We start from the raw sequence: 24935 nt of genomic DNA, 5'->3' as shown, positions 1-24935 counted from the left end.
AAGGCTGTCTTAGTAGACACTCTATTTCCTCCCAGTTGGCATTGACCTCTTGACAGTGAGGTGGGACGCGCCGCAGACTGAAAACGTTCCCGCAAACGTTCTCACTTTAGCTGGCAAACTGGAAGTGACGGACGATCAACAAGACAGAGGTAATTTTCATGACCATCGATCTCCGCGGATTGGTTCCCGCTCCTGTAACCCCGTTTACCCGCGAAGGCAGCGTCGACGTCGACGCCATCCATCGGCTGGGCGGCTGGCTGGCCAGCATCGACGGCGTCAAGGGCCTGGTTGTCCTGGGGCACGCAGGGGAGGGCACGTTCCTGACCCAGGATGAGCAGGCACTCGTTATCTCCGCGTTCCGCGAAGCCGTGGATGGCAAGCTGCCGATCATTGCAGGCATCACCGCTGAAGGAAACACGGTTGCCGCGCTCGAGGCCGAGCGGGCTGTTGCCGCCGGGGCAGCTGCCGGCCTTGTCTATCCTTCGCACGGCTGGCTGCGCTTCGGTTACCAAAAGGGCGCGCCGCAGACTCGCTACCGTGAAATCTACGAGACCAGCGGGCTGCCGCTGATCCTGTTCCAGTACCCGGACGCCACCAAGGCTACTTACGACCTGGAAACCCAGCTCGAGATCGCCGCACAGCCCGGAGTCTTTGCCACGAAGAACGGCGTGCGCAACATGCGCAGGTGGGACATCGAAATCCCCGTGCTGCGGCAGGAAAACCCGGAACTCCAGATCCTGACCTGCCATGACGAATACCTGCTGCACACCATGTTCGACGTCGACGGAGCCCTCGTTGGCTACGGCGGCCTCGCCCCTGAACCGCTGGTGGAACTGATTGCAGCCGGAAAGGCCCGCGACTACGCAGCCGCCCGCGAAATCCACGACCGCCTGCTCCCGGTAACCAGGAACGTGTACCACCGCGGATCACACATGGAGGGAACGGTCGCGCTGAAGGAAGGCCTGGTCGCCCGCGGCATTCTTGAACACGCCACCGTACGCCCGCCCCTGCTTCCCCTGGCGCCGGGTGCCGGCGAGGAAATCGCGCTGGCCCTCAAGTCCGCCAACCTCGGCAACGTCACCGTACCTGCCTGACGTTCCTGCGGGACATCGAAGGACGGCGGGCCACCGCAGATGGCTGTTAGTGCCCGCCGTCCTTCCCCACAAAACCCACCACTCTCCAAGCCGGTCAATGACGACCCACAGCAGTGCAGCTGTAGAAGGAGGACTCGCCATGAGCGAGCAGAATAAGACTATGGACCCTCGTCCGCGAGAACAGCATACGATCACGCCTCAAGAGCGTCCTGTTGAAGGCAAGGCGGGCAAACGCCGGTCCTTGCTCGGTTACCTCGGGCTCATGGGCCCGGCCTTCGTGGTGGGTGCCTGGCAATTCGGGCCTGGAAACCTTGCCACTGCCGTTCAGGCGGGCAGCGGTTACCAGTACACCCTGATATGGGTGATCGCGGTATCCACCATCCTCATGATCTTCTTCACGGACATGAGCGTCCGTTTGGGAATTGTGTCCCCCACGTCGCTCATCAGCTCCATCAAGGACCATTTGGGCAAGCCAGTAGGCGTCCTTGCAGGATTCGGCGTGTTCGGAATTACGCTCATGTTCTCCGTCGGCAACGCCGTTGGCTCCGGCCTGGGGCTCTCGCTTGTGTTCGGCGGCTCCCCAGTCCTCTGGACGGTTGTCTGCACCGCGGCCGTCGGGTTCGTCCTGGCGTTCCGCAACGTCTACGGGATCGTGGAAAAGGTCCTACTGGTCATCGTGGCGCTCATGGCCTTCGCCTTCGTCGCCAGCGCCGTCGTCGCCCAGCCGGATTGGTACAGGTCCCTGGAAGGAATGGCGCCCCAACTGCCTCCGGGCAGCGAGATCCTCGTCGTCGCACTGGTTGGCACTAACTTCTCCATCAACGCCGCGTTCTACAACTCCTACGGCATCAAGGAACACCGCCGTACCCGCCAGGATTACCGCGACATCACCCTCGTTGACACCATCCCGGGCATCGTGGCTCCCGGCATCATGACAGCCCTCGTCATCGTGGTCTCCGCCTCGGTGCTGGGCAAGACCGGAGCGGAAGCCTCCTCGATCAACGCCCTGGCCTCCGTCTTCGCGCCCCTGGCCGGTCCCGTAGGCTCCATGATCTTTGCCCTCGGCCTGTCCGGCGCAGCATTCTCCTCAATGATTGCCAATGCCACCGCGGGCGGAACCATGCTTTCGGATGCCGTGGGACGAGGTGCTGCCGCCGGATCGCCTACCGCCCGCGTGGTGACCGGCATCATCCTGGCCTTTGGACTGGCGATCACCCTGGCATTCCAGTCCTCGCCAGTGGGCCTGATCGTCATCGCCCAGTCCCTGACCGTCCTGATCTCGCCCATGCTGGGCATCCTGCTGTTCATCATGAGCAACAGGCCGCAGCTGATGGGGGACCTGCGCAATCGCTGGTGGCACAATCTCTTCGGAGTCATCGGCCTTGTAGCCATTCTGGCCACGTCCGCCAGGCTCATCAGCACTTTGCTCAACTAAGACCGACAAAAGCCTCGAAACAAATCGCCCGCGAAATAAAGCGGATAATGCCTTCGCCTTACAGGCGGGGGCATTTTCCGTTGGCTTTATCAATATTTCCGAAGGGCAGGCTAGAAGAGAATTCGTTGATACAACCTGTGGTCCTGCCACGAGCCTGCAATTTCCAGGTAGGCCGGCGCCACCCCTATTTCCTGGAATCCGCCACGTTCCAGGATCTTTTGCGAACCCATATTGTGCAGGAGCGTCGCGGCCTGCACACGGTGAAGGCCAATTTCCTTCGCTTCCCGCACGGCAAAGGCGACGGCGGCCGAGCCAATTCCCAGACCGTTGTAGGTGCGGTCCACCCAATAGCCAAGGTTCGCACTGAGAAAGGAGCCACGGACGATCCCCGCCAAGGTGAGGCACCCAATAATGTGGTGGTCAGCCACGAGTACCCAAGGCAATTCATAGCCGCCCGCATGGTGGGCCAGCTTTAAGTCGATGATCTTTCGTTGATGTTCAACCGTGAAGAAGTCGTCGCTTCGCTTTGGCTCCCAAGGGGCGAGGTGCTCTTTGTTCGCGGCATAGGCAGCCGCCAGGAACGAAGCGTCGGATGCCTCCAGGAGCCTCACTCCGGCACCATGGACCAGTGGAGTGGTGTTCGCCCTCATCCGCACACTCTAAAGGACCATGATTTTGTGCCCAACGATCTACCGGAATCCTTCGGCTTGCGTTGCTTCATCGGCGACGCGAACGCCGTAATGGTAAGCCAATATGCCGCCGATATAACCGGAGACGCTCACCAGTGCATAGGCGATCAGGCTGACGACGAACGCGGGGATACTAAGAGCGTCATAGCCGCTGTTGGCCCGAATAATGAAGCTGACAATGAACAGGGCTATTACCGTCAGGTTTAGCGTCATATGGACAATAGCTGTTCGCCGGGCTTTGGTTCCGGAGGTGAGTGTCAGGAAGTCCATGAAACCAAAGACTGCGGCCATCAGGGCGCCGAGAACCCCGATGCCGACCAGCCAGAGGGACCCCCGCACAAACGCTTCCTTGTCGTCAGCGAACAGTGCCACGACGTCGAAAATAATGCTCGCGGTCCAGGCCCCGATGGGAATGGTTACCAGAACCGGATGAAAGGGATGTCCGTAGGGTCCGGCCAGCGCAGTGTGTGGCCGCTTGGCCCGCTGTTGGGGAGAGAGTTCATTATCCACGGTTCCTCCTGACAGAAAGATACTGAAACTTCCTTAATGACCAGCCGCTACAAAAGACCAGCCGCTACAAAATCCGCCTCGCTTGTCCCGCTAAATAGAACCCGCACACATTTCCGCGCCACCTATCCCCAAGCAACCACTCACTCATTGTCGAGTCAAGAGTTCCTGAACTGCCCTTGCACAGCACATCCCCGCCTCATATTTTGAGGAGACGTAGTTTGGCTGAACCGGCGGAATTCCGGAGGCAGGAAGGAAAAGCGATGGACAACCAGGACATTCTGCAGCGCATTCAATCCTTGGTGGACGAGGAGCACCAGCTTCGCTCAGAATCCGGCGAGGACCAGGGGGATGGAACAGGCACCGCTGGCGAAGAGCGCAGGTCAAGGCTGCGCCAGGTGGAGCAGGACCTGGATCAGTGCTGGGACCTGCTACGCCAGCGCAGGGCCAGGCAGGTTGCGGGGGAGGACCCGTCCGAGGCGGAGGTGAGGCCTGTAAGCGAGGTCGAGGGTTATCAGCAATAGATACCCCGCAGCAATGAGCCCCGGGCACCGGGCCAGCGCGTTTGAGATCCTCGCTGGTTTGGCGGGCTAGGATCAGCCCATGATGCCCGCTTCCCTGGCTTTTGCGCTCCTTGCCGCTCTCCTGCACGTCTACATCTTCACCATGGAGTCGGTCACCTGGACCAGGCCCGCGACGTGGAAGCGGTTCAGGCTCACTTCCCAGGCCGACGCCGAGACCACCAGGGGACTGGCCTTCAACCAGGGTTTCTATAATCTCTTCCTGGCAATTGGAGCGCTGGTGGGCCTTTTTGCCATAGCATTCGGCTATACCGACGTCGGCTGGACCCTCATCTTCAGCTGTTGCGGATCGATGCTGCTCGCCGCCGTCGTCCTCGCCGCGAGCGGTCGCCAGTACCTCCGCCCCGCCCTGATCCAGGGCACGATGCCGTTGCTCGCCGTCGTCCTTGGCTTGTTGGCGCTGCTCCTCGGCTAGCGTCCCTTCCAGGTCTCCTGTGTCGATTTGCTGTACCAAGCTCGGGCCCGGGGCGGACAATGGAGTCAGCAGGAAGGGATGAAGCGTTTGCACAACGTCTTCACGTTTTCACAGCGTCTTCTGTAGGAGCGCGATGGGAATACCGAGGCAACTGAAGCCAGTCGAGGACCACGCTGGAGGGGTTCGGCCGCGGGAGGGCCTGGCGGGCCAGCCGCAACGGGACACCGCGATCGATTTCGCCCGCTTCTTCTGCCTGGCGCTTGTTGTGGTAGGCCACTGCATGATGGTCAGCCCGGTGCTTCATCCTGACGGGACGGTCACCACCGAAAACACACTGGCCGAGCAGCCGTGGTTCGTCCCCGTCATCTGGGTCCTGATGGTCATGCCGCTGTTCTTTGTCGTGGGCGGCATTACAGGACTGCAATCGTGGCGAAGGCTTAGGGCCCGGCACGGTACCGGCGCCGAGTTCGCCCAGACCCGGCTGCTGCGCCTCATTCGACCCGCTGCCGCGCTGCTCGCAGTGATGTTCACGGGTCTCTGGGCCGCGCGGCTTAGCGGGGTGGATCCCCAGGTCATCCAATTGATGGCCACAGGTGCCGGCATGCCGCTGTGGTTCCTTGCTGCGTACCTCGCAGCCCAGCTCAGCATTCCGCTGCTCGCGCGGATGCACGAAATTGCGCCCCGGCTGACCCTCACCGGGCTGGTAGCCGCTGTCGTCGCCGTCGACTGCCTCCGCGGGGCGCTGCCGTACCTGGCCTTCATCAACATGGTCTTCCTGTGGTGTGTGGTGCAACAGCTGGGGTTCTTCATGGCCGACGGCGTCATGGCCGGCCGCAGCAAGGGCTGGCTGATCGGCGTCATCGCAGGCAGCAATCTCCTGCTGGGACTGGTGACGGGCCTGGGACTCTACACGGGCAATATGCTCGTGAACCTGAACCCGCCGAACTTCTGCCTCTTCCTGCTTGGCGTGTCCCAAGCCGCCACCCTGCAACTGCTGCGGCCGGGGATTGAGTGGGCTGCCTCCGTTCGCTGGGTGCGTTGGCTAGTGGGAGTGGCGGGCCGCCGCTCCATGACCATCTACCTCTGGCACCTCCCGCTGCTGGTCGGGATGACCGGGCTGCTGCTCCTGACGGACTTCCCGAAGCCGGCGTCGGGGACGGCGGAGTGGTGGTGGGCGCGGCCGCTGGTGTTGGCCGGCGTCGTGGTTCTCCTGATTCCGGTCCTGCTCATCTTTGGCAGGCTTGAAGAACGTCCGACAGCGGCAGTCCACGCTCGCGGGCGCTCCGCCGCCGCCGTGGTGACTGCCGGCGTCGTCGTCTTCATTCCGGTGACGGATGCCGCCTTCAACGGACTGACATTGGCCCTGCTTGGAGGCGGAGCCGCCTGCTTTATGCTGGCCGTCCTGCTGCTGGGGCGGGTGCCTGCCCGGGTTGGTTCGACTCCGGGAGTTGAAACCAGAGCGTAAGGTGACAGGCCTGCGGTGACAGGCCTGCAGTGTCAATCGTGGAGCACTGTCAGGTCGTGGAGCCGGATGCCTGCAGCAATTGCGCTACGTTTTCGCGGAGCAGCTTCTTGTTGATCTTCCCTACTTTCGTGGTGAGGATCTCGTCGACAACCACGAGCTTTTCCGGGATCTTGAAGGCAGCAACGCCTGTTTGGCGGAAGCTTTCCTGGACCTCGGCCAACGTCAGGCTGGCTCCCGGTTTCAGAGTCACATACAGGCAGAGCTTTTCGCCCAGCAGGGGGTCCGGCATGCTGATAGCGGCGGCGAGGGTGACGGCGTCGAGCCTATAGACAAGGCTCTCGACTTCTTCGGCGGATATCTTTTCGCCACCGCGGTTGATCATGTCCTTGTCGCGTCCCTGGACAATGAGGTTTCCATCGGGTCGCCGTTCCACGATGTCGCCGCTGCTGTACCAGCCATCGGGGGTGAATGCGCGGGCGTTATGTTCGGCCGTCCGATAGTAGCCGCGTGGCGTGTACGGTCCGCGGGTCAGGATGGCGCCAGGTACTCTGTCCGGAAGATCCCTGCCGGCTTCATCCACAATGCGGACTTCATCATCTTCGGAGACCGGGCGGCCCTGGGTAGTGCAGATTACGTCTTCGGGGTCATCAAGGCGGGTCATGTTGATGAGGCCTTCGGCCATACCGAAAACCTGCTGAAGCGTGGCTCCGAGGACGGGCTTGACCTTCCGGGCAATCTCGTCCGGCAATCGCGATCCGCCCACTTGGAGCACTTCGAGCGTCTTCAGCTGTTCTGTGGCGTTTTCCTGCTGGTATTCGATCCAGCGTTGCGCCACGGCCGGAACCGCGGTGGACAGGGTCACCCCTTCACGCTCAATCGCGGCGAAAACCTTCCCTGGTTCCGGGCTCGGCAGCATGACCACGCGCCCGCCGGCGAACAGGACGCCGAGCACGCCGGGGCAGGCCAACGGGAAGTTATGGCTCACAGGGAGTGTTCCCAGATAGACAGTGCCGGACGTGACGTTGGTAACGGCCGACGTCGCCTTGACGTTGTACGCGTAATCGTTGTGCGTGCGCGTGATCAATTTAGGCAGACCCGTGGTGCCCCCGGACAGTAGGAAGCATGCCGCATCATCGCCCGCAGGGGCCGAGGCGTCTAAGCGGGTTCGGGCACCAAACGGGTCCAAGCCTGGGGCAAGGAGGGCGTCAAGGTCCACATTGCCGACACGTGCTGTGCCCGAGACGAGAACAGTGGTCAGGCTGGGCGTTATGTCCGCAAGGTGATTGGCGAGCTCCTGGTGGTCGAAGTCCTTGATGACATCCCGGACGGCGATTGCCTTGGCCTCGGAATGCTCCGCGAGGTAGGCCAGTTCGAACTTTCTGTGCGCGGGCAATGTCAGGACAGGGACGATGCCTGACCTGAAACAGGCCAAGGTAAGCACAGTGAACTGCCAGCAGTTGGGCAACTGGACAAGGATTCGGTCGTCCTTGGCCAGTCCGAGTTCCAGCAGCCTCTCCGCTGCGGAATCGGCGCGATCCACAAGTTCCTTGTAGCTGAGGCGGACATCGCCGTCCACCACAGCGGTCTGCTCAGGAAAGCGGTCCGCCGCCTCCAGTACATAAGCGCCCAGTGCCCTGTCTTCCCAGTAGCCCTTCTCCCTGTATTTCCTCGCGTACTCCGGGGGCCAGGGGACCGCTCCATCGCGGGTGTGGCTGGTCATTTCAGTTTCTCCTAAGCATTAATGACAACGGCGTCGAGCGCCACGAGACCGGCTTTGGTCAGGCGCAATGGATTGATTTCAATTTCAGCGATGCCTTCATTGGCGAGCAAGGCGTTGCCCAGGCTGACCACGATTCGTGAAAGTTCGGAGGGGTCGAGCACAGGCCCGTTTCGGAAGCCGTCCAGTAGTGCCCTGCCGTGAAGTTCATCAGCCATTCCAGCTGCCAACCGTTCGCTGAGCGGGACAGTACGGATGGCGACGTCGGCGAGGACCTCAGCGGCGGTGCCACCCAATCCCAGGACAACAATAGGACCAAAAACCGGATCCCGCCGGGCCCCGACCACAAGGTCTACGCCGCCTGGCGCCATAGCTTCAACCAGGAACTCCCGTGCGCCGACGGCCTGGAGCGCGTCCAGCGCTTCATCCAGTGCGCCGGGTGAATCGACGCCCAGGTGAACACCGCCGATTTCGGTCTTATGCAGGATCCCGGCATCCACCAGTTTGACGGCTACCGGTACTCCCAGCTCCGTAAGGGCATGATGGGCGGCCGCCCTGTCGGCGCAGCGCCTTCTCGGGGGAGTGCTGATTCCGAGGGCTTCGAGGAGCTCCTTCGAACGGATCTCGTCCCAGGGACCTTTGATGTTGTCCCAACGACCTTTGATAGCGAGAGGCTCCCGGACGTCCGGGAAGTTCCCCGGAGCCGCAATGTCATGTCCGCGCTGGAACTGTACGCGGGCGTCATCCACCAGTGCCACCAGTCCGCGTGCCAATGACGTGGGTCCGGAGAGAATCGGCAGCCCCAAATCCTGCGCCGACTTGCGGGTCCGCTCCACATCGTTGTCCGGACCGTCGACGCCGACAAGGATCGGCAAGGTGCCCGAGACCCCGGACGAGGCGATCGATGCAGGCAAGTCCGCGATGGGCTCCGTCAATCCGTAGACCGCAAGGAGATCTACCGACGGGTCTGATGCCACAGCCGCGACGATCTCGTCATACCCTTCGCCGGGGCGTCCTGTGTCGACAGGGTTCGCCTGGAACGTCAAGGGAGGCAGCAAAGCGCCAATGGCGGCCTGGCTCTGCTCCGACAGCCGGGGAACCGAAACCCCAGCGTTGTGCAGCGCATCAGCGATGATCAATCCGGGGCCTGCCTGTCCGGTGATCAGCCCAACGCCGGGATTGGCCGAAGGCGCGAGTCTTTGCCCGCTCAAGGCGGCGGCGGCCTCGACAAGCTGCATCTCGTCGTCGACGACTACCGCGCCTGCCTGCTTCAGCGCTGAGCGCGTGGTGCGCCATGATGTCGCGAGCGCCCCGGTATGGGATCGGGCGAATTCCGACACATCGCTTCGGCCAACCACCAATGCGACCATCGGTTTGTGGGCAGTGAGGCGCCGGACTGCGGAAAGCAGCGCGGGACCATCGGTTACGTTCTCGATATGGAGCGCAACCACCTTGGTCTCCTCATGCGCCACCAGGTAATCCAGGACCTCGGGTGCCGCTATGTCCAGGCCTGCTCCAATCCCGATCCCCAGGCTGACGGCGACGCCCGCTTTTTGCAGCTGGAATGCGAGGACGTGGTTCACACCGCCACTGGCAGCGACGACGGCCACAGAACCTTCGTTGAGGCCTGAGACGCCTGGAACAAAGCTTGCCCGCAAGGAACGGTGCGGTACGAAGAAGCCGGAAGTGTTAGGGCCAAGCAGCCGGATGCCGGTATCGGCGACGGCTTCCAGGAGCTCAGTTTCAAAAGCGGCGCCGGCTTCGCCCGCTTCCGAAAATCCACCGGCGCACGCAAGGGCGGCCTTCACGCCGCTTGCGGCGCAATCCCGCAGTGCCTGTGCCGTCGCTGCAGCCGGGACACAGAGCACGGCAAGGTCCGGAGGGACAGGCGAGGACGCGGCAGCGGCTGCGACTGAAGGAAACATGGAACCGTCAGTGGAGCGGCTGTTGACCAACGCCACCGACGAAGGGAAGGAGGCCAGGGACTCGGCCATGGCTGCCCCCAATTTACCGGGGGAGACGGAGGCTCCGACTACAACAATTCCGCTGGGTTCAAGAAGGGCTTTGAGGCTATGCATTTGATGCCTCCACATCAGATACCGCTATGGCATCGGCCCTGCCAGAGAGAATGAGGGTGGTGGCGGAGGCAGTGCCTCCATCGTCCACAATGATGCTGGTGAGGCCCCGGGAAAGCCGTGCTTCCTCGGAGACCAATGATCGGGTGAATGGAGTGCCTCCCGTAACCACCACGAACGGGACATCCTCGGACAGCTTCTCAAAAACCGCGTCCAGACCGTCCTCGGTGTCGGGAGCTGTTACGAGCAGGCCTGTCGTTCCGGTGGCTTCCGACGGTGACACTGTCAGCGCCAGCTGTTGCGATCCGTTCAGCAGGACGGGCATTCCGCCGTCGTTCCGAAGGCGCAGCAGCCGGCCACCGAAGGCCACCGGCCCTCCCAGGAGGGATGTCTCCAAGGGCGCGGCGCCATGGAGGCTGTGCCATTCATTTTCGACGGCGTTGACAAGGTCAGGATCGCGCTGGCGGATCTTTTCAATGTCGATGCTGCGTGAGAAGAAGTGGAATGCGAATTGCCAGGGCTCAAAGGCGGCGTAGTACCTGCCGAAGTGTTCCCACCAGCTCAGGCTGGGGCGGGCTGAGTTCTGGATCTTCCGCACTTCCGGCTGGCGTTCTGCTTGATAGTTGGTCAGCGCCAGCTCGAGGTTTCCGGGATGCTCGGCCACTTCACGGGCCAGCACCACCGCATCCTCCATTGCCATCTTGGTTCCCGACCCAACGGAGAAGTGCGCTGTGTGGACGGCGTCGCCAAGAAGGACAACATTTCCCTTGTGCCAGGTGGCGGTCTGCCGCGTACGGAAATTTGCCCAGCGTGAATTGTTGGACACGAGCGGTTGGCCTTCGATGTCTTCCGCGAAGAGTTTCTCCAGGTAACGCTGGGTCTTTGCATCGGAGGGGCCTGGGGGCTGGCTCACGTCGAACTCATCGAGACCGGCCTTTTGCCACGTTTGCTGGTCGGTTTCGACGATGAACGTGCTCAGCTCGTCACTGATGGGGTAGGCGTGTGCTGCAAAATTTCCGTGTTCGCTTCGCCTGTGAAGGAACGTCAGGCCCTTGAACAAGTGAGTTGTCCCGAACCAGATGAACTTGGCCGTCGCCGTCTCGGCTGTGTGGCCCAATGCTTCTCCCAATTGTTCGCGAGTCAGGGAGTTCGCGCCGTCCGCTCCAACTATGAGGTCATAGTCGCGAAGGTCTTCGATGCTGGGAATTACGTGCCCAAAGCGCATGTCCACACCGACCTCTGCGGCACGTTCCTGCAGGAGCCGCAGGACCGTCTTGCGGTGGATGGCCGCCATGCCGTTGCCGCCGAATTGCAGGCGTTCACCCTTGAGCCACACTTCGATGCGGTCCCAGTGCGTGCCGAAGTCACGCAGGCCATTGCGAAGTACCGGGTCCGCCTCGTCGATTCGGCGCAGGGTAGCGTCCGAGAACACAACTCCAAAGCCGAAGGCATCCGAGGCCTGATTGCGCTCAAAAAGCACGACTTCAGCGTCGGGGACCCTTTGCTTGAGCAGCGACGAAAAGAACAGGCCGCCGGGACCACCGCCGATGCATGCTACGCGAATCGCCATTGATTTCACCTCTAGGTATAGAACAGGAGCTGTCACCCACAAGTATGTAACGCAATTGTGGGCAACGTCAATCTCTTGTTACATATCTACTTCGACTCCTTGTTCAACACGCTGGCCAATCACACTGGAGACAAACTCTGTGGCTGCCGGCCCCAGTTGTCGATGTACGGCGCCGAAGAGGGCAAATGCCTCCTTGCTGGGCCAATCGGCAGGCTGGAGTTTCATGGGAAGCTGTGGATCGCGGAACGGAAACCTGCGGAAGTCGCCGATAAGCTGCATGCGTTCAATCAGGGCCGTCCGCCCGTCCTTGTCGGCATTCAGGGCTGCATCGTCAAGGGCAGCGTAGGTATGGATGAACTCCTTGTAGTCGATGCCCAACTGCTCCAGATCCCAGCACCGCTCAGCTATGTCCCTGTCCCGTTGAAGGTCGTTGGTTCCACACCAGAGGACGTCGACTTTGGCGAGCGGATACTCGGCAGCAAGGGCGCCAGCCTCGGCCCAGAGATCGTGCGGAGCCACCCAGGTTGACGGCGACAGTTGACCAAATCCATGCCATGCCAGCCGCTTCCGCAGTTGCTCGCGGACCGCGCGCTCGGACTCCGGAACCTGGTAGATCACCATCGTCCAGCGACCCTCCCAGCCATTCTGGCGCGGATGGAATATGCGCTCCCGCCCCTCGTCCAGGATCTCGAGCATGTGTGGAGTCAGGGTGTAAACCGTCTCCCGTCCCACCTTATGCGTGGTGAACCAGCCCTCTTTGCGGAGGCGGGAAAGGTTGACGCGAACCGTGGCGGCTTCAATGTCGAACACTGCAAGGAGCTCAGTTATGTCCGCAAGCCGGACTTCGCTTCCGGCGTAGCGCAGGTAATCCCCGAAGAGGTCCAGGATCAATGCTCTTGGTTTCAACTGCACTCTTACTCTCCTCGCGGTTGGATCTTCAGGCGCGTCCGCAAATATGTAACAAACATCTTGACGGGCGACTTTCTTATGTTACATTCAATTGTGGGGCAGGTCACAAGTAGCGCCCCTTCTCTGGCAAAACCACAACGTCGTGTACCCCCTCTGGAGTCCATCATGGCTTTCCAATCGCCAACCCCTTCTTCGGTTCGCACTCGTCGATCCGCAGGCCTGGTAATCTTCCTCTGCCTTATCGCCATCGTCTTCGACGGTTATGACCTCGTGGTCTACGGCGCTATTGTTCCCAAACTACTGGCTTACGAACCCTGGGCACTCACCCCGGTGCAAACCGGTGCAATTGGCAGCTACGCGCTGGCTGGCATGTTCATCGGGGCCATCCTCGTCGGCTACCTGACGGACGTCATCGGACGCCGCAAGGTCATGATGGCATCCATTGCCTTTTTCTCGCTGTTGATGCTCCTGACTGCCTGGGCACCCACTCCCGAGCTTTTCGGGCTGTTCCGCTTCCTGGCCGGTCTCGGATTGGGTGGAGTCATCCCGACGGCAATCGCCCTGACCGTGGAATTTTCAAAGTCTGGCCGGCGCAACTTCAACAATGCGCTCATGTTCTCCGGATACGCAATCGGCGGAATCCTCGCCGCCTTGCTGTCCTTGGCCCTGCTGCCGTCCATTGGTTTCCAAGGCATGCTGGCGATCGGCGGCCTTCCCCTCATCGCCGTCGTCCCGCTCCTGTTCTGGTACCTCCCCGAATCACCCGCCTACCTTGTGGCGCGGGGCCAACGCGCACAAGCTGAAATGATCATTGTGGACTACGGCCTGGAGCCGCTCCCGCCAGCCGCGTCCCGCGGCGATGTCCCTGAAACCGGCAGGTTCCGTACGCTGCTCAGCGGACGCCTGTTCATAGCGCTGATCTTGTTTAGCCTGGCCGGCATCTGCGGCCAGACACTTGTCTATGGCTTGAACACGTGGCTACCCCAACTGATGGTGATGGCAAATTACTCCCTGGCGTCATCGCTGACCTTCCTCCTGACGGTCAATGTTGGTGCCGTCGTCGGCGTACTTGTTTCCTCCCGTCTTGCCGACCGGTTCGGCCCGCAGCGCGTCACCGCAACCGCGTTCGCAAGCTCGGGAGCTGCACTGCTCCTTATGGGAACAGGCCTCATGCCGCTTCCGGCGATGTATTTGTTGATTGCAGTCGTGGGCTTCGGATCCGTCGGTGCGCAGATCCTGGTCAATGGCTTCGTTGCCACCTACTTCTCAGGTGCCACCCGCGCCACAGCCCTTGGCATCACGCTCGGCGTGGGTCGAATCGGGGCCGTGCTGGCAATTTCAGGCGGGGGCGTGCTCGTAGCAGCCTCATTGGGCAACTTCGTCAACTTTTCCGTTTGGAGCATTGCGGCAGTAATTGGAATCGTTGCCGTCCTGGCGGTGCCACGCTTTCATCGGGCTAGCGCGGCAGTTGAGCCGCTTGCCCAGAGCGCCATCACTCACTGACACAACCAAGGAGTCTTCTTGAATACTTCGCTCATCACGACCTATACGGTCAGGTCCGCGGATGGCACGTCCATCGGCTATCGCAAACTCGGATCCGGCAGCCCACTGGTTCTCGTTCACGGAAGCATCTCCACAGGCGAGGAATGGATACCCGTGGCCGAACAACTGGCCGACGGCCACACGGTGTACATCATGGATCGCCGCGGTCGGGGCCTCTCTTCCGACGCCGAGGACTATTCGCTGGGCAGCGAGTCCGAGGACATCAAGGCCGTGCTCAGCACTGCCGGTCATGGCGCTGCCTTGGTAGGCCACTCCTACGGTGCCATTTGCACCCTCGAAGCCGTCCGTACCGGAGCGGACGTCTCCTCGCTAGTGCTCTACGAGCCTCCACTTCCCATTGAGGCGCCCACGGCTGGGGTGGCCCTGGAAGAGTATGCCGCGGCCATAAAGGCCGGAGACGGAGACCGGGCTTTGCGGGTTGCGGCCAAGCACTTCCTGCGGATTTCCCCGGAAGAAACCGAAGCCCTGGCGGAGTCGCCATTGTGGGCGCGAATGGTGGAGCTTAGCCCTACATGGACGCGGGAACTGGCCGAGATCGATAAGACCGACGTCCTCGTCCAGCAGTACATTGGGGTGGACGCCCCCATCCTCTTGCTTGTTGGCGAAGTCAGCCCGGCCCACCTGGTTGGAGCCTCCCAATACCTCGGGCAGCATCTTGCACGGGCGACCGAGCACGTTATTCCGGCGCAGGGCCACCTTGCCCATGCCATGGCCCCCGCAGCGGTCGCTGAATCCATCAAGGCGTTCCTGCATGAGCAGAACTGACTCCTGTCTGTGCCGGGACTGCACGCCCCGCCTGCGGATTCGCACTTCTCCCCCGCCATTGCCACCGCAGGATTTAAGTGCCACGCTCGAACCATGACTCAGTTCTCGGTGTCGGACAGCGAAGCATTTACCCCTGACGTGACCCTGCGCAGGAACGACAAACTCCATCGCTACGAGCTCCTTGTGGGCGGTGAGCTGGCTGTCCAGACGCGGTACCTGGACAGGCCTGGGCACGTCGACTTCCAGCACACCGACACTGCGGAGAAGTTCAAGGGCCGCGGCCTGGCAAAGGTCCTGGCCCACTTCGCCCTGGATGATGTCCTCGCCTCCGGAAAGCGCATCATTCCGCACTGCCCCTTCATCGCCGCGTACCTGCGCAAGCACCCGGACTACGAGCTCGACATCGACTGGCCACCGGACGCTCCCACCGGCGAACCGGGCAACGAATAATCCCTGAGGACATCCGGATTCCGGTGTCCTCAGGGATTTTCTGTGTCTCGGAGGCAATCGGGTGTCCGTGAGGCGGGGCATTTTTGCACTGAAAACGTCCTCCTGGCCAGTCAATGACGTGTGCCTGCCATGAAGCAACCGGGCATTTCCGCAGCTCAAGGGAATTAAGACACGAAAGTTTGACGAAAAGGTAAACCTAAGTAAGGCTTACCTTGCTACTTCGCCTGCACGTCGAGCCACCTGCTCCTCGAGGCACGGCCAGGGAGCCCCCTCAAGCCCGATGGAAGGATGCCTTGTGACGTCGCCAAGTGTCGAAGACCGGATTGCCCCGGACCAGGATTTCGGCTCCAGAGTGGAGCTGGCCCTTGCGGCCACCAACCAACTCTTCAACGCGCGTAATTCGCCCAGCTATGTAGCGCAGGTGCTGCAGGGCGTCAACGCCGTCTCCACCAAGGTGCAGCGGACCACCCGGCCGTTCACCGGCATCGGGCATGCCGAAATGAAGGCTCGCGTTGCTGCTGTCGACCTCGAGCGACCCCTGCCGGACACCGCCGCAGCGCTGGAGGAGCTTGACAAGCTGTACCTCAGGGATGCCATCTACTTCCACGACGCCCGCTACGCCGCCCACCTGAATTGCCCGGTGGTCATTCCGGCGCTCGTGGGCGAGGCCGTACTGTCCGCCGTCAACTCCTCCATGGACACGTGGGACCAGAGCGTGGGCGCCACCATGATCGAGCGGCGCCTGATCGACTGGACCGCCGAACGGCTGGGCCTGGGCGCTGAGGCCGACGGCGTCTTCACCTCGGGCGGCAGCCAGTCCAACTTCCAGGCGCTCCTGATCGCCCGCAACCACGCAGTGGCCCGCCTCCGCGAGGAAGCCGTGGCGGGAGGCGCTGGGGGAGCCGAAAAGAGCGTCCGCCTTCCGCATCTGCTGGACCGCCTCCGGATCTTCACCTCGGAGGACAGCCACTTCAGCATCCAAAAGTCAGCCTCCATGTTGGGCCTCGGATTCGACGCGGTCGTTTCTGTTCCATGCGCGCTGGACCACCGGATGGATCCTTCCGCGCTTGGCGTGGCACTTGCTGACGCCCACGACGCCGGCCTGGTCCCCATGGCTGTCGTGGCCACCGCCGGTACGACCGACTTCGGCGCCGTCGATCCTCTTTCAGAGCTCAGCGCCCTGGCCCGCGCATACGGCGCTTGGCTGCACGTCGACGCCGCCTACGGTGGGGGACTCATCGTGTCCGGTCGGTACGCAGGGCTACTGGACGGCATCAGCCTGGCGGATTCCGTGACCATCGACTTCCACAAAACCTTCTTCCAGCCCGTCAGCTCCAGCGCCATCCTGGTCCGCAACGGCGCCATGCTTCGCCACGTCACCTACTACGCGGACTACCTGAACCCGGAGAGCGCCGCCAAGGCCGAGATCCCCAACCAGGTGGACAAGAGCATCCAGACCACCCGCCGTTTCGATGCCCTCAAGCTGTGGCTGACCTTGCGAATCATGGGCGCGGATGCCATCGGTGCCCTGTTCGATGAAGCAATCGACCTTGCTGCTCGCGTCGGGGCCATCCTGGCCGAGGATGCGGACTTCGAGCTTGCTACTGCCCCCCAGATGAGCACGCTGGTCTTCCGCTACCGCCCCCTCCTGGAGGACGGTTCCCGCATTGCCGACGACGTGGCCGACCAGCTCAATCCCGCGATCCGCGCCGCCGTCTTCGCCTCGGGCCAGGCCGTCGTCGCCGGCACGAAGGTGGCTGGCCGGCACTACCTGAAGTTCACGCTCCTCAACGCCGAGGCAACCCTCGAGGATATCCAGGAAATTGTCGGGCTCCTGCGCCGCACCGGTGCCGGCCTGCTAGCCGAGAGCATGCCCACTGAGTTGGTGTCGACTGACCGCCTGCCCACTGACAACGTGCCCACTGACAGCAAGGAAACCGCAGCATGAGCATCCCCTCAGAAGTTTCCGAGCACTCCACCCCGGAGGCCAGGATCTACGATTTCGTGGGCATCGGCGTGGGACCTTTCAACCTTGGCCTCGCCGCACTGAGCGAACCCGTCGCGGACCTCGACGGCGTCTTCCTCGAGCGCCGTGAATCCTTCGACTGGCACCCCGGCATGATGCTCGAACCCGCCCACCTGCAGGTGCCGTTCATGGCCGACCTCGTGACCCTGGCCGACCCGACGTCGCCCTACTCCTTCCTGAATTTTCTCAAGCAGACGGGCCGGCTCTACCGGTTCTACATCCGGGAAAACTTCTACCCGCTGCGCGCCGAGTACAACCAGTACTGCCAGTGGGTGGCCGGGCAACTGGAGTCGGTGCGCTTCGGCATGGATGTGCGGGAGGTCAGTTACGACGACGGCGTGTACTGGCTTTCGGTGCAGGGCCCGGACGGGCCGGAGGTGCTTCAGGCGAGGCGGCTGGTGCTTGGCACCGGCACGACGCCCTACGTGCCTGATGCCTGTGCAGGAATTGTTGCTAGTGCAGCGACCGACGGCGGGGGACTGGTCCTCCACAACGCCGAATACCTGTCGAGGAAGAGTGAGCTGCAGAAGCAGCGGAGCATCACCATCGTGGGCAGTGGCCAGAGCGCCGCTGAAATCTACTATGAGCTGCTGCAGGAAATCGACGTCCAAGGCTACCAGCTGAACTGGGTCACCCGCTCGGGACGCTTCTTCCCCCTCGAATACACCAAGCTCACCCTCGAGATGACCTCCCCAGAGTACGTCGACTACTTCCATGGCCTTCCTGCCGAGCAGCGCGATCATCTGATCAGCAGCCAGAAGAACCTCTACAAGGGCATCAACTCCGAGCTGATCGACGCCATCTACGACCTCCTCTACACCAAGAGCCTCTCCGGGATGGTGGACACCCGGCTGTTCACGCACTCGTCCCTCACCGGCGCACAATGGGCCCCGGCCGCCGGATTGCACACGCTGCAGCTTCGCCACGAGGAGCAGGGCCGGGACTACTCGCTCGAATCCGAGGCAGTGGTCCTGGCTACCGGCTACTCCTATCGGGAGCCAGGCTTCCTGGCCGGTATCCAGGATCGGATCGCCCGGGACGTTCGAGGCCGCTTCGACGTCGGACGCAACTACGGGACCGGCGTCGAACCGGGGGAGATCTTCGTCCAGAACGCCGAACTGCACACCCATGGTTTCGTCACGCCGGACCTCGGCATGGCCGCCTACCGCAACTCCTGCATCCTCCGTGAGATGACGGGGCGCGAGGTGTATCCCGTGGAGCGCAGCATCGCCTTCCAGCAATTCGGGGCTCCGCTCACCACTTTCCCGTCGGCGTCCGCGACGCGACAACTTGTCAACTGACCCAACCTGCCTATCCACAGAAACGGAGCTTCGCATGACAACCTCCCATTGCCTCTTCCATGGCCACGACAAGGGGGTGGCGGCATGAGCATCCTCGCAACCCTGGAACTTCACGCCCTTGCAGATGCCGCCCATTGTGACGCAATCCTTCGCTGCTGGACGAGGGAACAGGGTATTCCGGTCACCGCTGAGGGGATTTTCGCGCCAGTGCCAGGCACTGACATGAATGTCAGCGCACAGTGCACCCACCTCTCACGGACAGGGCTGCACAATTTCAGCCACGTGGCGGTAGTGCAGCCAGACGGTACACGGCGTGATGTGGCGGCTGTGGATCTATTGGCCCTCCTGACCACGGGGGCAGATCCCCAGGAACGATCCCTCCTGCTGGATCGGACGCGGGAGTCGATCCGCAACGTCACCGAATTTGCGGCGCGGGACTGGGTTGCCTCACCAAGCGAGGACTTGTTCCTGGATGGCGAGCGCTCCCTGCTGCTGGGCCACCTGCAACATCCGGCTCCGAAAAGCCGGGACGAACTCAGCTCCGGCGAACTGGAGGCTTATTCCCCCGAGTTGGCTGGTCGATTCCAGATGCATTGGTTCGAGGCCCATCATTCGGTGGTTACCAATGACCAGGCTGCCAATTCACCCGCACTGGGCGGAAGGGATCTCCAGGTGGTGTTGGCGGAGATTGCGGGGCAAAGCGCCTCGCCCGGCTATGTGCTGATTCCCGCACATCCCTGGCAGGCGAAGGCTGTGCTGCAGCGCACCGCAGTTACAGAACTGGTCGACGGCGGGCAGCTGCGTCCGCTGGGTCCGCTCGGCGAAGAATGGTGGGCCACTTCGAGCCTGCGCACCCTCTTCCACCCCGACCACTCGGTGATGCTTAAGCTCTCACTCGGCCTCAAGATCACCAATTCTGTGCGTGAGGCAACCGCTACTGAGCTCCGCCGCGGCGTCGAGGTCAATCGGCTGATCGATGCCGGATATATCACCCACACCGACCCGGGCTTCAGTATTGTGCTGGACCCTGCCTGGGCTGCGGTCATTGATCCGTCCGACCCTGGCGGGGGATCGCTGACCGGGCTGGACGTCTCCGTTCGTGAGGTCCCGGAAGGAGTGGACCGGCTTGTGTGCCTGGCTGGACTGATCGCACCGTCGTCACCCTCCGTGCCTCCGACGTCGTCCATCGATTCCGCGATCCAAGGGACGGATGGATGGGGGCCGAGCCTTTTGTCCCGTTGGTGCACTGATCCCGAGGCATGGCTTGCCGATTACATCGACAAGGTCCTCGTCCCGATGGTGAGCCTGTATGCAAGGACAGGAGTTGGACTCGAAGGGCACCAGCAAAACACCCTCGTCCGGCTTGGCGTTAGCGGTGAAATCATCGGGGGCGCCTACCGCGACAACCAAGGCTACTACCTCGCAGCTTCTCGCCTCGCTGATGTGCTGGCATGTACTGGAGAGAGCACCAGCACCCTTGCTGTGGTTGAGGACGCAATCGTGGACGACCGGCTTACCTATTACCTCCTGCACAACCAGGCGCTGTCCCTTGTGGGTGCGATGGCAGCCGAAAAGATGGCGGACGAAGACGTTCTCCTTCGCATCGTGCGGGAACGCCTGAAGGCGGCCATTCCCGCCCTTGCCAAGGCAGGGCCGGCAGGTGTCCGGTTGGTGGAGCGCTGGCTTAATGCCCCCACCTTGCCGTGCAAGGCACACCTGGCCACTCGGCTGGCAGGTATCGACGAGGTGGTTGCTCCACTCGACGCGCAGTCGGTCTACCTCGACATTCCCAACCCCCTGGTGGTCGCTGCATGATCGCCTTGGGCTGGAATCGAGACTTGCTCCTGGGCAACAATGTCCTGCGTGCGGCCACTGTCGCGGACGCTGAGGGCGTCACCGCGCTTATGGCCGAGCCCGACGTCGAGCAATGGTGGCACCAGAATTGGGACGAGTCCCGCTGGGCAGAATGCCTTCGGGGCCTGATCGAGGACCCCGGCAGCCTGCCGCTGGTCCTTATCCGAGGAGACAAGGCCCAGGACAACGGAGCCTACGACGGAGCCCAGGGCGACGGGGCCCATGGGGAAAGGGTGGCCGGTTACGTCGAGGTCTACCGGGTTGCGGGTGATGTTCTCGGGCAGCATATCCGGCACGACCAGACCGACCTGGGAATGCACGTTGCTCTGGGAGAAACCTCACGTGGCCAAGGACTCGGTGGGGGTGTAATCCGCGCGGTGCTTGGGGCGACTGGCGAAATCCTGGAAGGCTGCAATCGACTGGTCGCGGAGCCGGACAAAAGGAACACCAGGTCCATTCGTGCCTTTAAAGCCGCCGGTTTCGAATCCGGTGACACTGTGCAGTTGCCTGACAAGACAGCCAGGCTCATGGAAGCCCGGGTCATGGAAGCACAGCCCAATTCGCTCACCGTGGGCCCTGGGTACGCGTCCATCCCGTGGTACGAGTCCATCCCGTGCGGCGCCGGGCAGCAGGGAGCTGTGCTGTGATCCTTCAATCCTCTGCCGCCCTCCTGGCCAAGCTGATCGGCGCCCTGCTCTCAGAAGAGCTGCTCAGTGCTGAAGCAATCGAAGCCGAAGCAAGCGAAACTGTTACTGCAAACACAGCTCAAGTCCTCCGGATTGACCTCGAGAACGCCTCGTATCTCTTCCAGGCCAGCCGGACTGCTTTTGGATCCTATGTAGTCGACCCGGGAACTGTTCGCAGGGTCAGCCGCGGCATCCTTGGGGACAATGAGAGCCAACCGGTGGATGATCCAGGCCTATTCATCGTGGACGTAGCGGACAGGCTTGGCCTCACCGGGACGACGGTGGCCAACTACATCGCAGAGCTTTCTGCGACCCTCGCCGCCGATGCCCATATGGCCGCGACGGGCGTTTCAGCAAAGGAGCTCATTAGGCTTCCGCACTCCGAGATCGAGGGGCAGTTGACTGGCCACCCGCTTCTGGTTGCCAATAAAGGGCGCCTTGGCTTCTCTGCTTCAGACTGTGCGCAGTACGCCCCGGAAGCTTCCCGGCCGCTTCGGCCGATCTGGCTGGCGGTCTCCCGTCGGCTGGCCGAATTTCGGTCTGTTCCCTCAACCTCGGAACAGGATCTCGTAAACCACGAGCTGAGCACGGCTACGCAAGATCGATTCAAAGGGATGCTAAGGGAGGCAGGAGCAGACCCTTTTGGCTATGTACTGCTCCCGGCACACCCCTGGCAGCTTGACCACGTCGTGCGGCAGCTTTGGTCCGGCAGTGTGCTTTCCGGCCAGATCATCGTCCTGGGAGAGGCGGAGGATCGTTATCTGCCTACCCAATCCATCCGGACGATTGTGAACATTGACGAGCCCTCCAGGTTGCAGGTGAAGCTGCCGCTGAAGATCCTCAATACTTCGGTGTATCGGGGAATTCCGCGCCATTGTTCGCTGGCGGCGCCGATGACTACCCATTGGCTGCGCTCGATCTGGGACGCGGATCCTGCCCTCCATACCCGTGCCGTCCTCCTGGGGGAGGTAGCTTCGGTGACGGTGCGCCACCCGCACCTGGCCGATCATCCGGGCGTTCCCTATCAGTGGGACGAGACGCTGGGCTGCATCTGGCGGGAGCCTGTTGATCCTGCCCTTGGCGAGGGAGAAACTGTCTGGCCGCTGGCCTTGGTGTTGCATCGGGACCCCATGGGTGACACGGCGGTCCAAGCCTTGGCGGAGCGCGCCGGGCTCGACCTGACCGAATGGATCAGCACGCTGGTGTCGGTCACCCTTAAACCGCTGCTGCACTTGCTTCATAGCTACGGTGTTAGCGTCAACCCGCATGGGGAGAACCTCATGGTTATCTGCGACGCGCAGGGAATCCCCAGCAGGTTGGTTGTCAAGGACCTTGTGGATGATGTCTGCGTCAGCAGTGAACCCGTTCCCGCGCGTTCCTGGGAGCCTGACGGCCACATCCGTGTCCTGCCGCGCAAGCCCTGGAACGTGCTCCGACAATACCTTGTCGACGCGTTGTTCCTCGGCGTCTGGGGTCCGCTGGGCGAGTTGCTTGACTCGGATGAATTGCCTGCCTCCTCGGCTGATTTGTGGGAAATGAATCGCGCCGCCATCGTCGAATACTCCGACGCCCACCCGGAACAGGCCGAACGGCTCCGAGCCACTGGCCTGCTAGGTTCGGAGTTCTCCCGCTACCCCTTGAATGGATACCGGCTGCGCCTGGGTTACACGGACCTCGACACCAGGCCGCCGGTGCCGAAGGCAGGCACCATGCCCAACCCGATGTATCGGCCCGGGGCGTCGTAGCCCTCTTCCAGCAACTTCCGGGCGTGGCCGCAGCGCTGGTACCGTGCAGGCTGCGGTACCAGCGCTGCGGCCATGCCGTTCGAGGATCTGCATGCCGGCAAGCCAGCCCGGCTAGGCTGGGCGCATGACTACTTTGGCCAACGCCACCACCGCGCTTGTTACAGGTGCAACCGCAGGACTCGGCGCGGAGTTCGCCCGGCAATTGGCCGAGGAAGGCCACCACCTGATCCTGGTCTCACGCGACGCGGACCGGCTGCAAGCCGCGGCCGAGGCTCTTGAGAGGGACTACAGCATCACGGCCGAGGTGCTTCCCGCTGACCTGACCGACGACGGCGGGGTGGCAGCCGTCGTCGAACGCCTTAACGATCCCGCACGCCCAGTTGAGGTCCTGGTCAATAACGCCGGCATCGGGCTCTTGCGACCGTTCGAGCAGAATGACCTCGACGACGAGCGCAAGCACCTTCGGCTCCACGTCCAGACTCCGCTGGAGCTCTGCCACGCCGCATTGCAGGGGATGCTGGCGAGGGGGTCGGGCCGGATTATCAACGTGGCCAGCGTGGCCGCTTTTGCCAACAGGGGCACCTATTCGGCGGCGAAGGCGTGGCAAGTGACCTTCTCGCGCTGGGCCAACCTTGCCTATAAAGATCGAGGGGTCAAAGTGACGGCGGTGTGCCCGGGCTTTACCCATACGGAATTCCACGACCGGATGGGCATGGATAAAACGGTTGCGCCCCGCTGGTTATGGCTCCAAGCGGACCGGGTGGTTCGGGAGGGATTGGCCGACAACACGAAGGGCAAGGGAGTCTCCATACCCACGAAGCGCTACAAGCTGGTGGTGGCTGTCTCCAGGATCTTGCCCGCGAAGCTAGCTTCCGGCCCGCCGAAGCGGCCGGCGAAGTAGGACCACTACTGCGATCCCCACCAGGGCCCCCACAAGGGTTTCGATGCCGCGTTCCATCACCAATATGTAGGGGTCTATCGGGTCCGCCAGTTGCGCTGTCAGCAGGATCACGGGAGTGAAGGAAACCATCGCCAGGCCGTAGTGCCTTGTCATGAACAGTTCCGTGGTGAACTGGCACGCGATCACCACGATCGCCAACACCGCGGGTTCGTTGCCGGGGAACAGCAGCAGCGGGGACATCGGGCCCTGGAAGAGCACGACGGCGACCACCACCAGTCCCAGGAACGTTCCGACGATCCGGTGGATGCCGCGGTAGACGCTGCTGGGCATGTCGGCCGCGGCCAAGGGTACGGCGGCGGCAGCCATGGCCCAGTGCGGATGCCCGCTGCCCGAGATCACGCCGATGGATCCGGCCGTCCCAACGGCTGCCACATACTTGAGGGCATGGACCAGTGCCTCCTGCCGACGCCGGCCCAGTAAGGGACCTGCGTTGCGCACCACCGTCGGATTCCAGGACCGGCCTCGAACCCAGCCCACAAAGCCCACGACCATGGAAAAAGCGGCAGACAGGGCGGCGATCAGAACGGCAACATGCCACGGCGTTCCGGCGGGAACGGAGGCGCAGGCGCCGAGGGCAAGGATTGCGAAGAACGGGCCGTTGGGCCTTAGCCGAATCCTGTCCGAAAACAGTGAACCCAGCCCGGCGAAGGCCGTTTCGACGAGGACCAGTCCCCAACCCGGCACGTGATTTGCGGACAGGCCCACGCCCACTGAGACGCCCGCCAGCAGGAGGATCGCAGCCTGTCCCTGATGCCGGAGCCGTAGCTGATGGGGTTCCCGCCGGCCATACATGCCGGTGAAGGCCCCGAACACGGCATAGATCATCAGATCAGGCCGGCCGATGGTCAGCAGCACCAGGGACGGCACGGCAACACTTAGTGCCACCCGAAGCGCTGGCAAATGATCGCGATTGGCAGGTTCGATGCTGTGGAGCCTCCGGACGTGGGTCAGAAGGGTTTGCACGTGGGACACCGCCAATCATCGAGACCCGATCTTCAGGGCCTTTCGCAAGGTAGCAGACCCGGGAAAAGTCTCACCATTCGCTGTGTCACATGGTTACATCCGCGGCCGCGCCACTTTCTGCCCGATCATTCCCTTAATGCCGAGCGGGGACCGCGCCAGTGTAG

The 24935-nt window shown here is 62.4% G+C and carries 21 protein-coding genes; 14 read left to right on the top strand and 7 right to left on the bottom strand.

What is annotated here, in order from left to right; all coding sequences use genetic code 11:
• The first annotated feature begins 158 nt into the window (after positions 1-158).
• Both J7E82_RS18305 and J7E82_RS18300 read left to right on the top strand, forming a co-directional pair.
• Positions 159-1094, top strand: a complete 936-nt coding sequence (locus tag J7E82_RS18305; RefSeq protein WP_214865223.1) for a dihydrodipicolinate synthase family protein — start codon at positions 159-161, stop codon at positions 1092-1094.
• Positions 1095-1233: 139 nt separating this feature from the next.
• Complete coding sequence (locus J7E82_RS18300; RefSeq protein WP_214865221.1) at positions 1234-2529, top strand: Nramp family divalent metal transporter; 1296 nt, start codon at positions 1234-1236, stop codon at positions 2527-2529.
• Positions 2530-2639: 110 nt separating this feature from the next.
• Here J7E82_RS18300 and J7E82_RS18295 read toward each other — a convergent pair whose 3' ends face one another.
• Positions 2640-3179, bottom strand: a complete 540-nt coding sequence (locus J7E82_RS18295; protein WP_214865219.1) for a GNAT family N-acetyltransferase — start codon at positions 3177-3179, stop codon at positions 2640-2642.
• 39 nt (positions 3180-3218) lie between these two features.
• Positions 3219-3728, bottom strand: a complete 510-nt coding sequence (locus J7E82_RS18290; RefSeq protein ID WP_214865217.1) for a DUF2231 domain-containing protein — start codon at positions 3726-3728, stop codon at positions 3219-3221.
• Between the two features lie 260 nt (positions 3729-3988).
• Here J7E82_RS18290 and J7E82_RS18285 point away from each other — a divergent pair, with 260 nt between their 5' ends.
• The 3 genes from J7E82_RS18285 (at position 3989) to J7E82_RS18275 (ending at position 6186) form a co-directional block, all read left to right on the top strand.
• Positions 3989-4249, top strand: coding sequence for a DUF2630 family protein (locus J7E82_RS18285; RefSeq protein ID WP_214865215.1), 261 nt, complete (start codon positions 3989-3991; stop codon positions 4247-4249).
• Between the two features lie 79 nt (positions 4250-4328).
• Positions 4329-4721 carry a DUF1304 domain-containing protein gene (locus J7E82_RS18280; RefSeq protein ID WP_214865213.1) on the top strand — a complete coding sequence of 131 codons (393 nt, stop codon included), beginning with the start codon at positions 4329-4331 and terminating at the stop codon, positions 4719-4721.
• 133 nt (positions 4722-4854) lie between these two features.
• Entirely contained in the window at positions 4855-6186 is a 1332-nt protein-coding gene (locus J7E82_RS18275; protein WP_214865211.1) for an acyltransferase, read from the top strand.
• Positions 6187-6235: 49 nt separating this feature from the next.
• Here the strand turns inward: J7E82_RS18275 and J7E82_RS18270 are convergent, their stop codons facing one another.
• The 4 genes from J7E82_RS18270 to J7E82_RS18255 all read right to left on the bottom strand — a co-directional run bounded on the left by J7E82_RS18270 (position 6236) and on the right by J7E82_RS18255 (position 12460).
• Positions 6236-7906 (bottom strand): (2,3-dihydroxybenzoyl)adenylate synthase, encoded by a 1671-nt coding sequence (locus J7E82_RS18270; protein ID WP_214865209.1) that lies wholly within the window; start codon positions 7904-7906, stop codon positions 6236-6238.
• 11 nt (positions 7907-7917) lie between these two features.
• Positions 7918-9981, bottom strand: a complete 2064-nt coding sequence (locus J7E82_RS18265) for an acetate--CoA ligase family protein (protein ID WP_214865207.1) — start codon at positions 9979-9981, stop codon at positions 7918-7920.
• Positions 9974-11548, bottom strand: a complete 1575-nt coding sequence (locus tag J7E82_RS18260) for an FAD-dependent monooxygenase (protein ID WP_214865205.1) — start codon at positions 11546-11548, stop codon at positions 9974-9976. Before J7E82_RS18260 ends, J7E82_RS18265 begins: the two co-directional genes overlap by 8 nt.
• 78 nt (positions 11549-11626) lie before the next feature.
• On the bottom strand, positions 11627-12460 hold the full coding sequence (locus tag J7E82_RS18255) for a PaaX family transcriptional regulator C-terminal domain-containing protein (RefSeq protein WP_214865203.1): 834 nt from the start codon (positions 12458-12460) through the stop codon (positions 11627-11629).
• Positions 12461-12622: 162 nt separating this feature from the next.
• On the opposite strand from J7E82_RS18255, the gene J7E82_RS18250 reads away from it, so the two are divergent.
• The 9 genes from J7E82_RS18250 (at position 12623) to J7E82_RS18210 (ending at position 23748) form a co-directional block, all read left to right on the top strand.
• Positions 12623-13960 carry an aromatic acid/H+ symport family MFS transporter gene (locus tag J7E82_RS18250; RefSeq protein ID WP_214865201.1) on the top strand — a complete coding sequence of 446 codons (1338 nt, stop codon included), beginning with the start codon at positions 12623-12625 and terminating at the stop codon, positions 13958-13960.
• 18 nt (positions 13961-13978) lie between these two features.
• Positions 13979-14785: an alpha/beta fold hydrolase gene (locus J7E82_RS18245; protein WP_214865198.1), complete on the top strand. Its 807-nt coding sequence runs from the start codon at positions 13979-13981 to the stop codon at positions 14783-14785.
• Between the two features lie 93 nt (positions 14786-14878).
• Entirely contained in the window at positions 14879-15235 is a 357-nt protein-coding gene (locus J7E82_RS18240) for a GNAT family N-acetyltransferase (RefSeq protein ID WP_214865196.1), read from the top strand.
• Between the two features lie 295 nt (positions 15236-15530).
• A complete protein-coding gene (locus J7E82_RS18235; protein ID WP_308113947.1) occupies positions 15531-17183 on the top strand; it encodes an aspartate aminotransferase family protein in 1653 nt (550 codons plus the stop codon).
• Entirely contained in the window at positions 17180-18562 is a 1383-nt protein-coding gene (locus J7E82_RS18230; RefSeq protein WP_214865193.1) for a lysine N(6)-hydroxylase/L-ornithine N(5)-oxygenase family protein, read from the top strand. Before J7E82_RS18235 ends, J7E82_RS18230 begins: the two co-directional genes overlap by 4 nt.
• 84 nt (positions 18563-18646) lie before the next feature.
• Complete coding sequence (locus J7E82_RS18225; protein WP_214865190.1) at positions 18647-20377, top strand: IucA/IucC family siderophore biosynthesis protein; 1731 nt, start codon at positions 18647-18649, stop codon at positions 20375-20377.
• Positions 20374-21063 (top strand): GNAT family N-acetyltransferase, encoded by a 690-nt coding sequence (locus tag J7E82_RS18220; protein WP_214865188.1) that lies wholly within the window; start codon positions 20374-20376, stop codon positions 21061-21063. Before J7E82_RS18225 ends, J7E82_RS18220 begins: the two co-directional genes overlap by 4 nt.
• Positions 21060-22847: an IucA/IucC family siderophore biosynthesis protein gene (locus J7E82_RS18215; protein WP_214865186.1), complete on the top strand. Its 1788-nt coding sequence runs from the start codon at positions 21060-21062 to the stop codon at positions 22845-22847. Before J7E82_RS18220 ends, J7E82_RS18215 begins: the two co-directional genes overlap by 4 nt.
• A gap of 124 nt (positions 22848-22971) precedes the next feature.
• Positions 22972-23748 (top strand): SDR family oxidoreductase, encoded by a 777-nt coding sequence (locus tag J7E82_RS18210; RefSeq protein ID WP_214865184.1) that lies wholly within the window; start codon positions 22972-22974, stop codon positions 23746-23748.
• On the opposite strand, the gene J7E82_RS18205 is transcribed toward J7E82_RS18210, so the two are convergent.
• Positions 23713-24771 carry an FUSC family protein gene (locus J7E82_RS18205; protein WP_214865182.1) on the bottom strand — a complete coding sequence of 353 codons (1059 nt, stop codon included), beginning with the start codon at positions 24769-24771 and terminating at the stop codon, positions 23713-23715. The two genes, J7E82_RS18210 and J7E82_RS18205, sit on opposite strands and share 36 nt — an antisense overlap.
• Between the last annotated feature and the right edge of the window lie 164 nt (positions 24772-24935).

The sequence above is a fragment of the Arthrobacter sp. ISL-30 genome, assembly GCF_018613855.1.
Taxonomy (GTDB): domain Bacteria; phylum Actinomycetota; class Actinomycetes; order Actinomycetales; family Micrococcaceae; genus Arthrobacter.
Note: the sequence above shows the minus strand (reverse complement) of the source record. Positions and strands in the feature narration are given on the sequence as shown.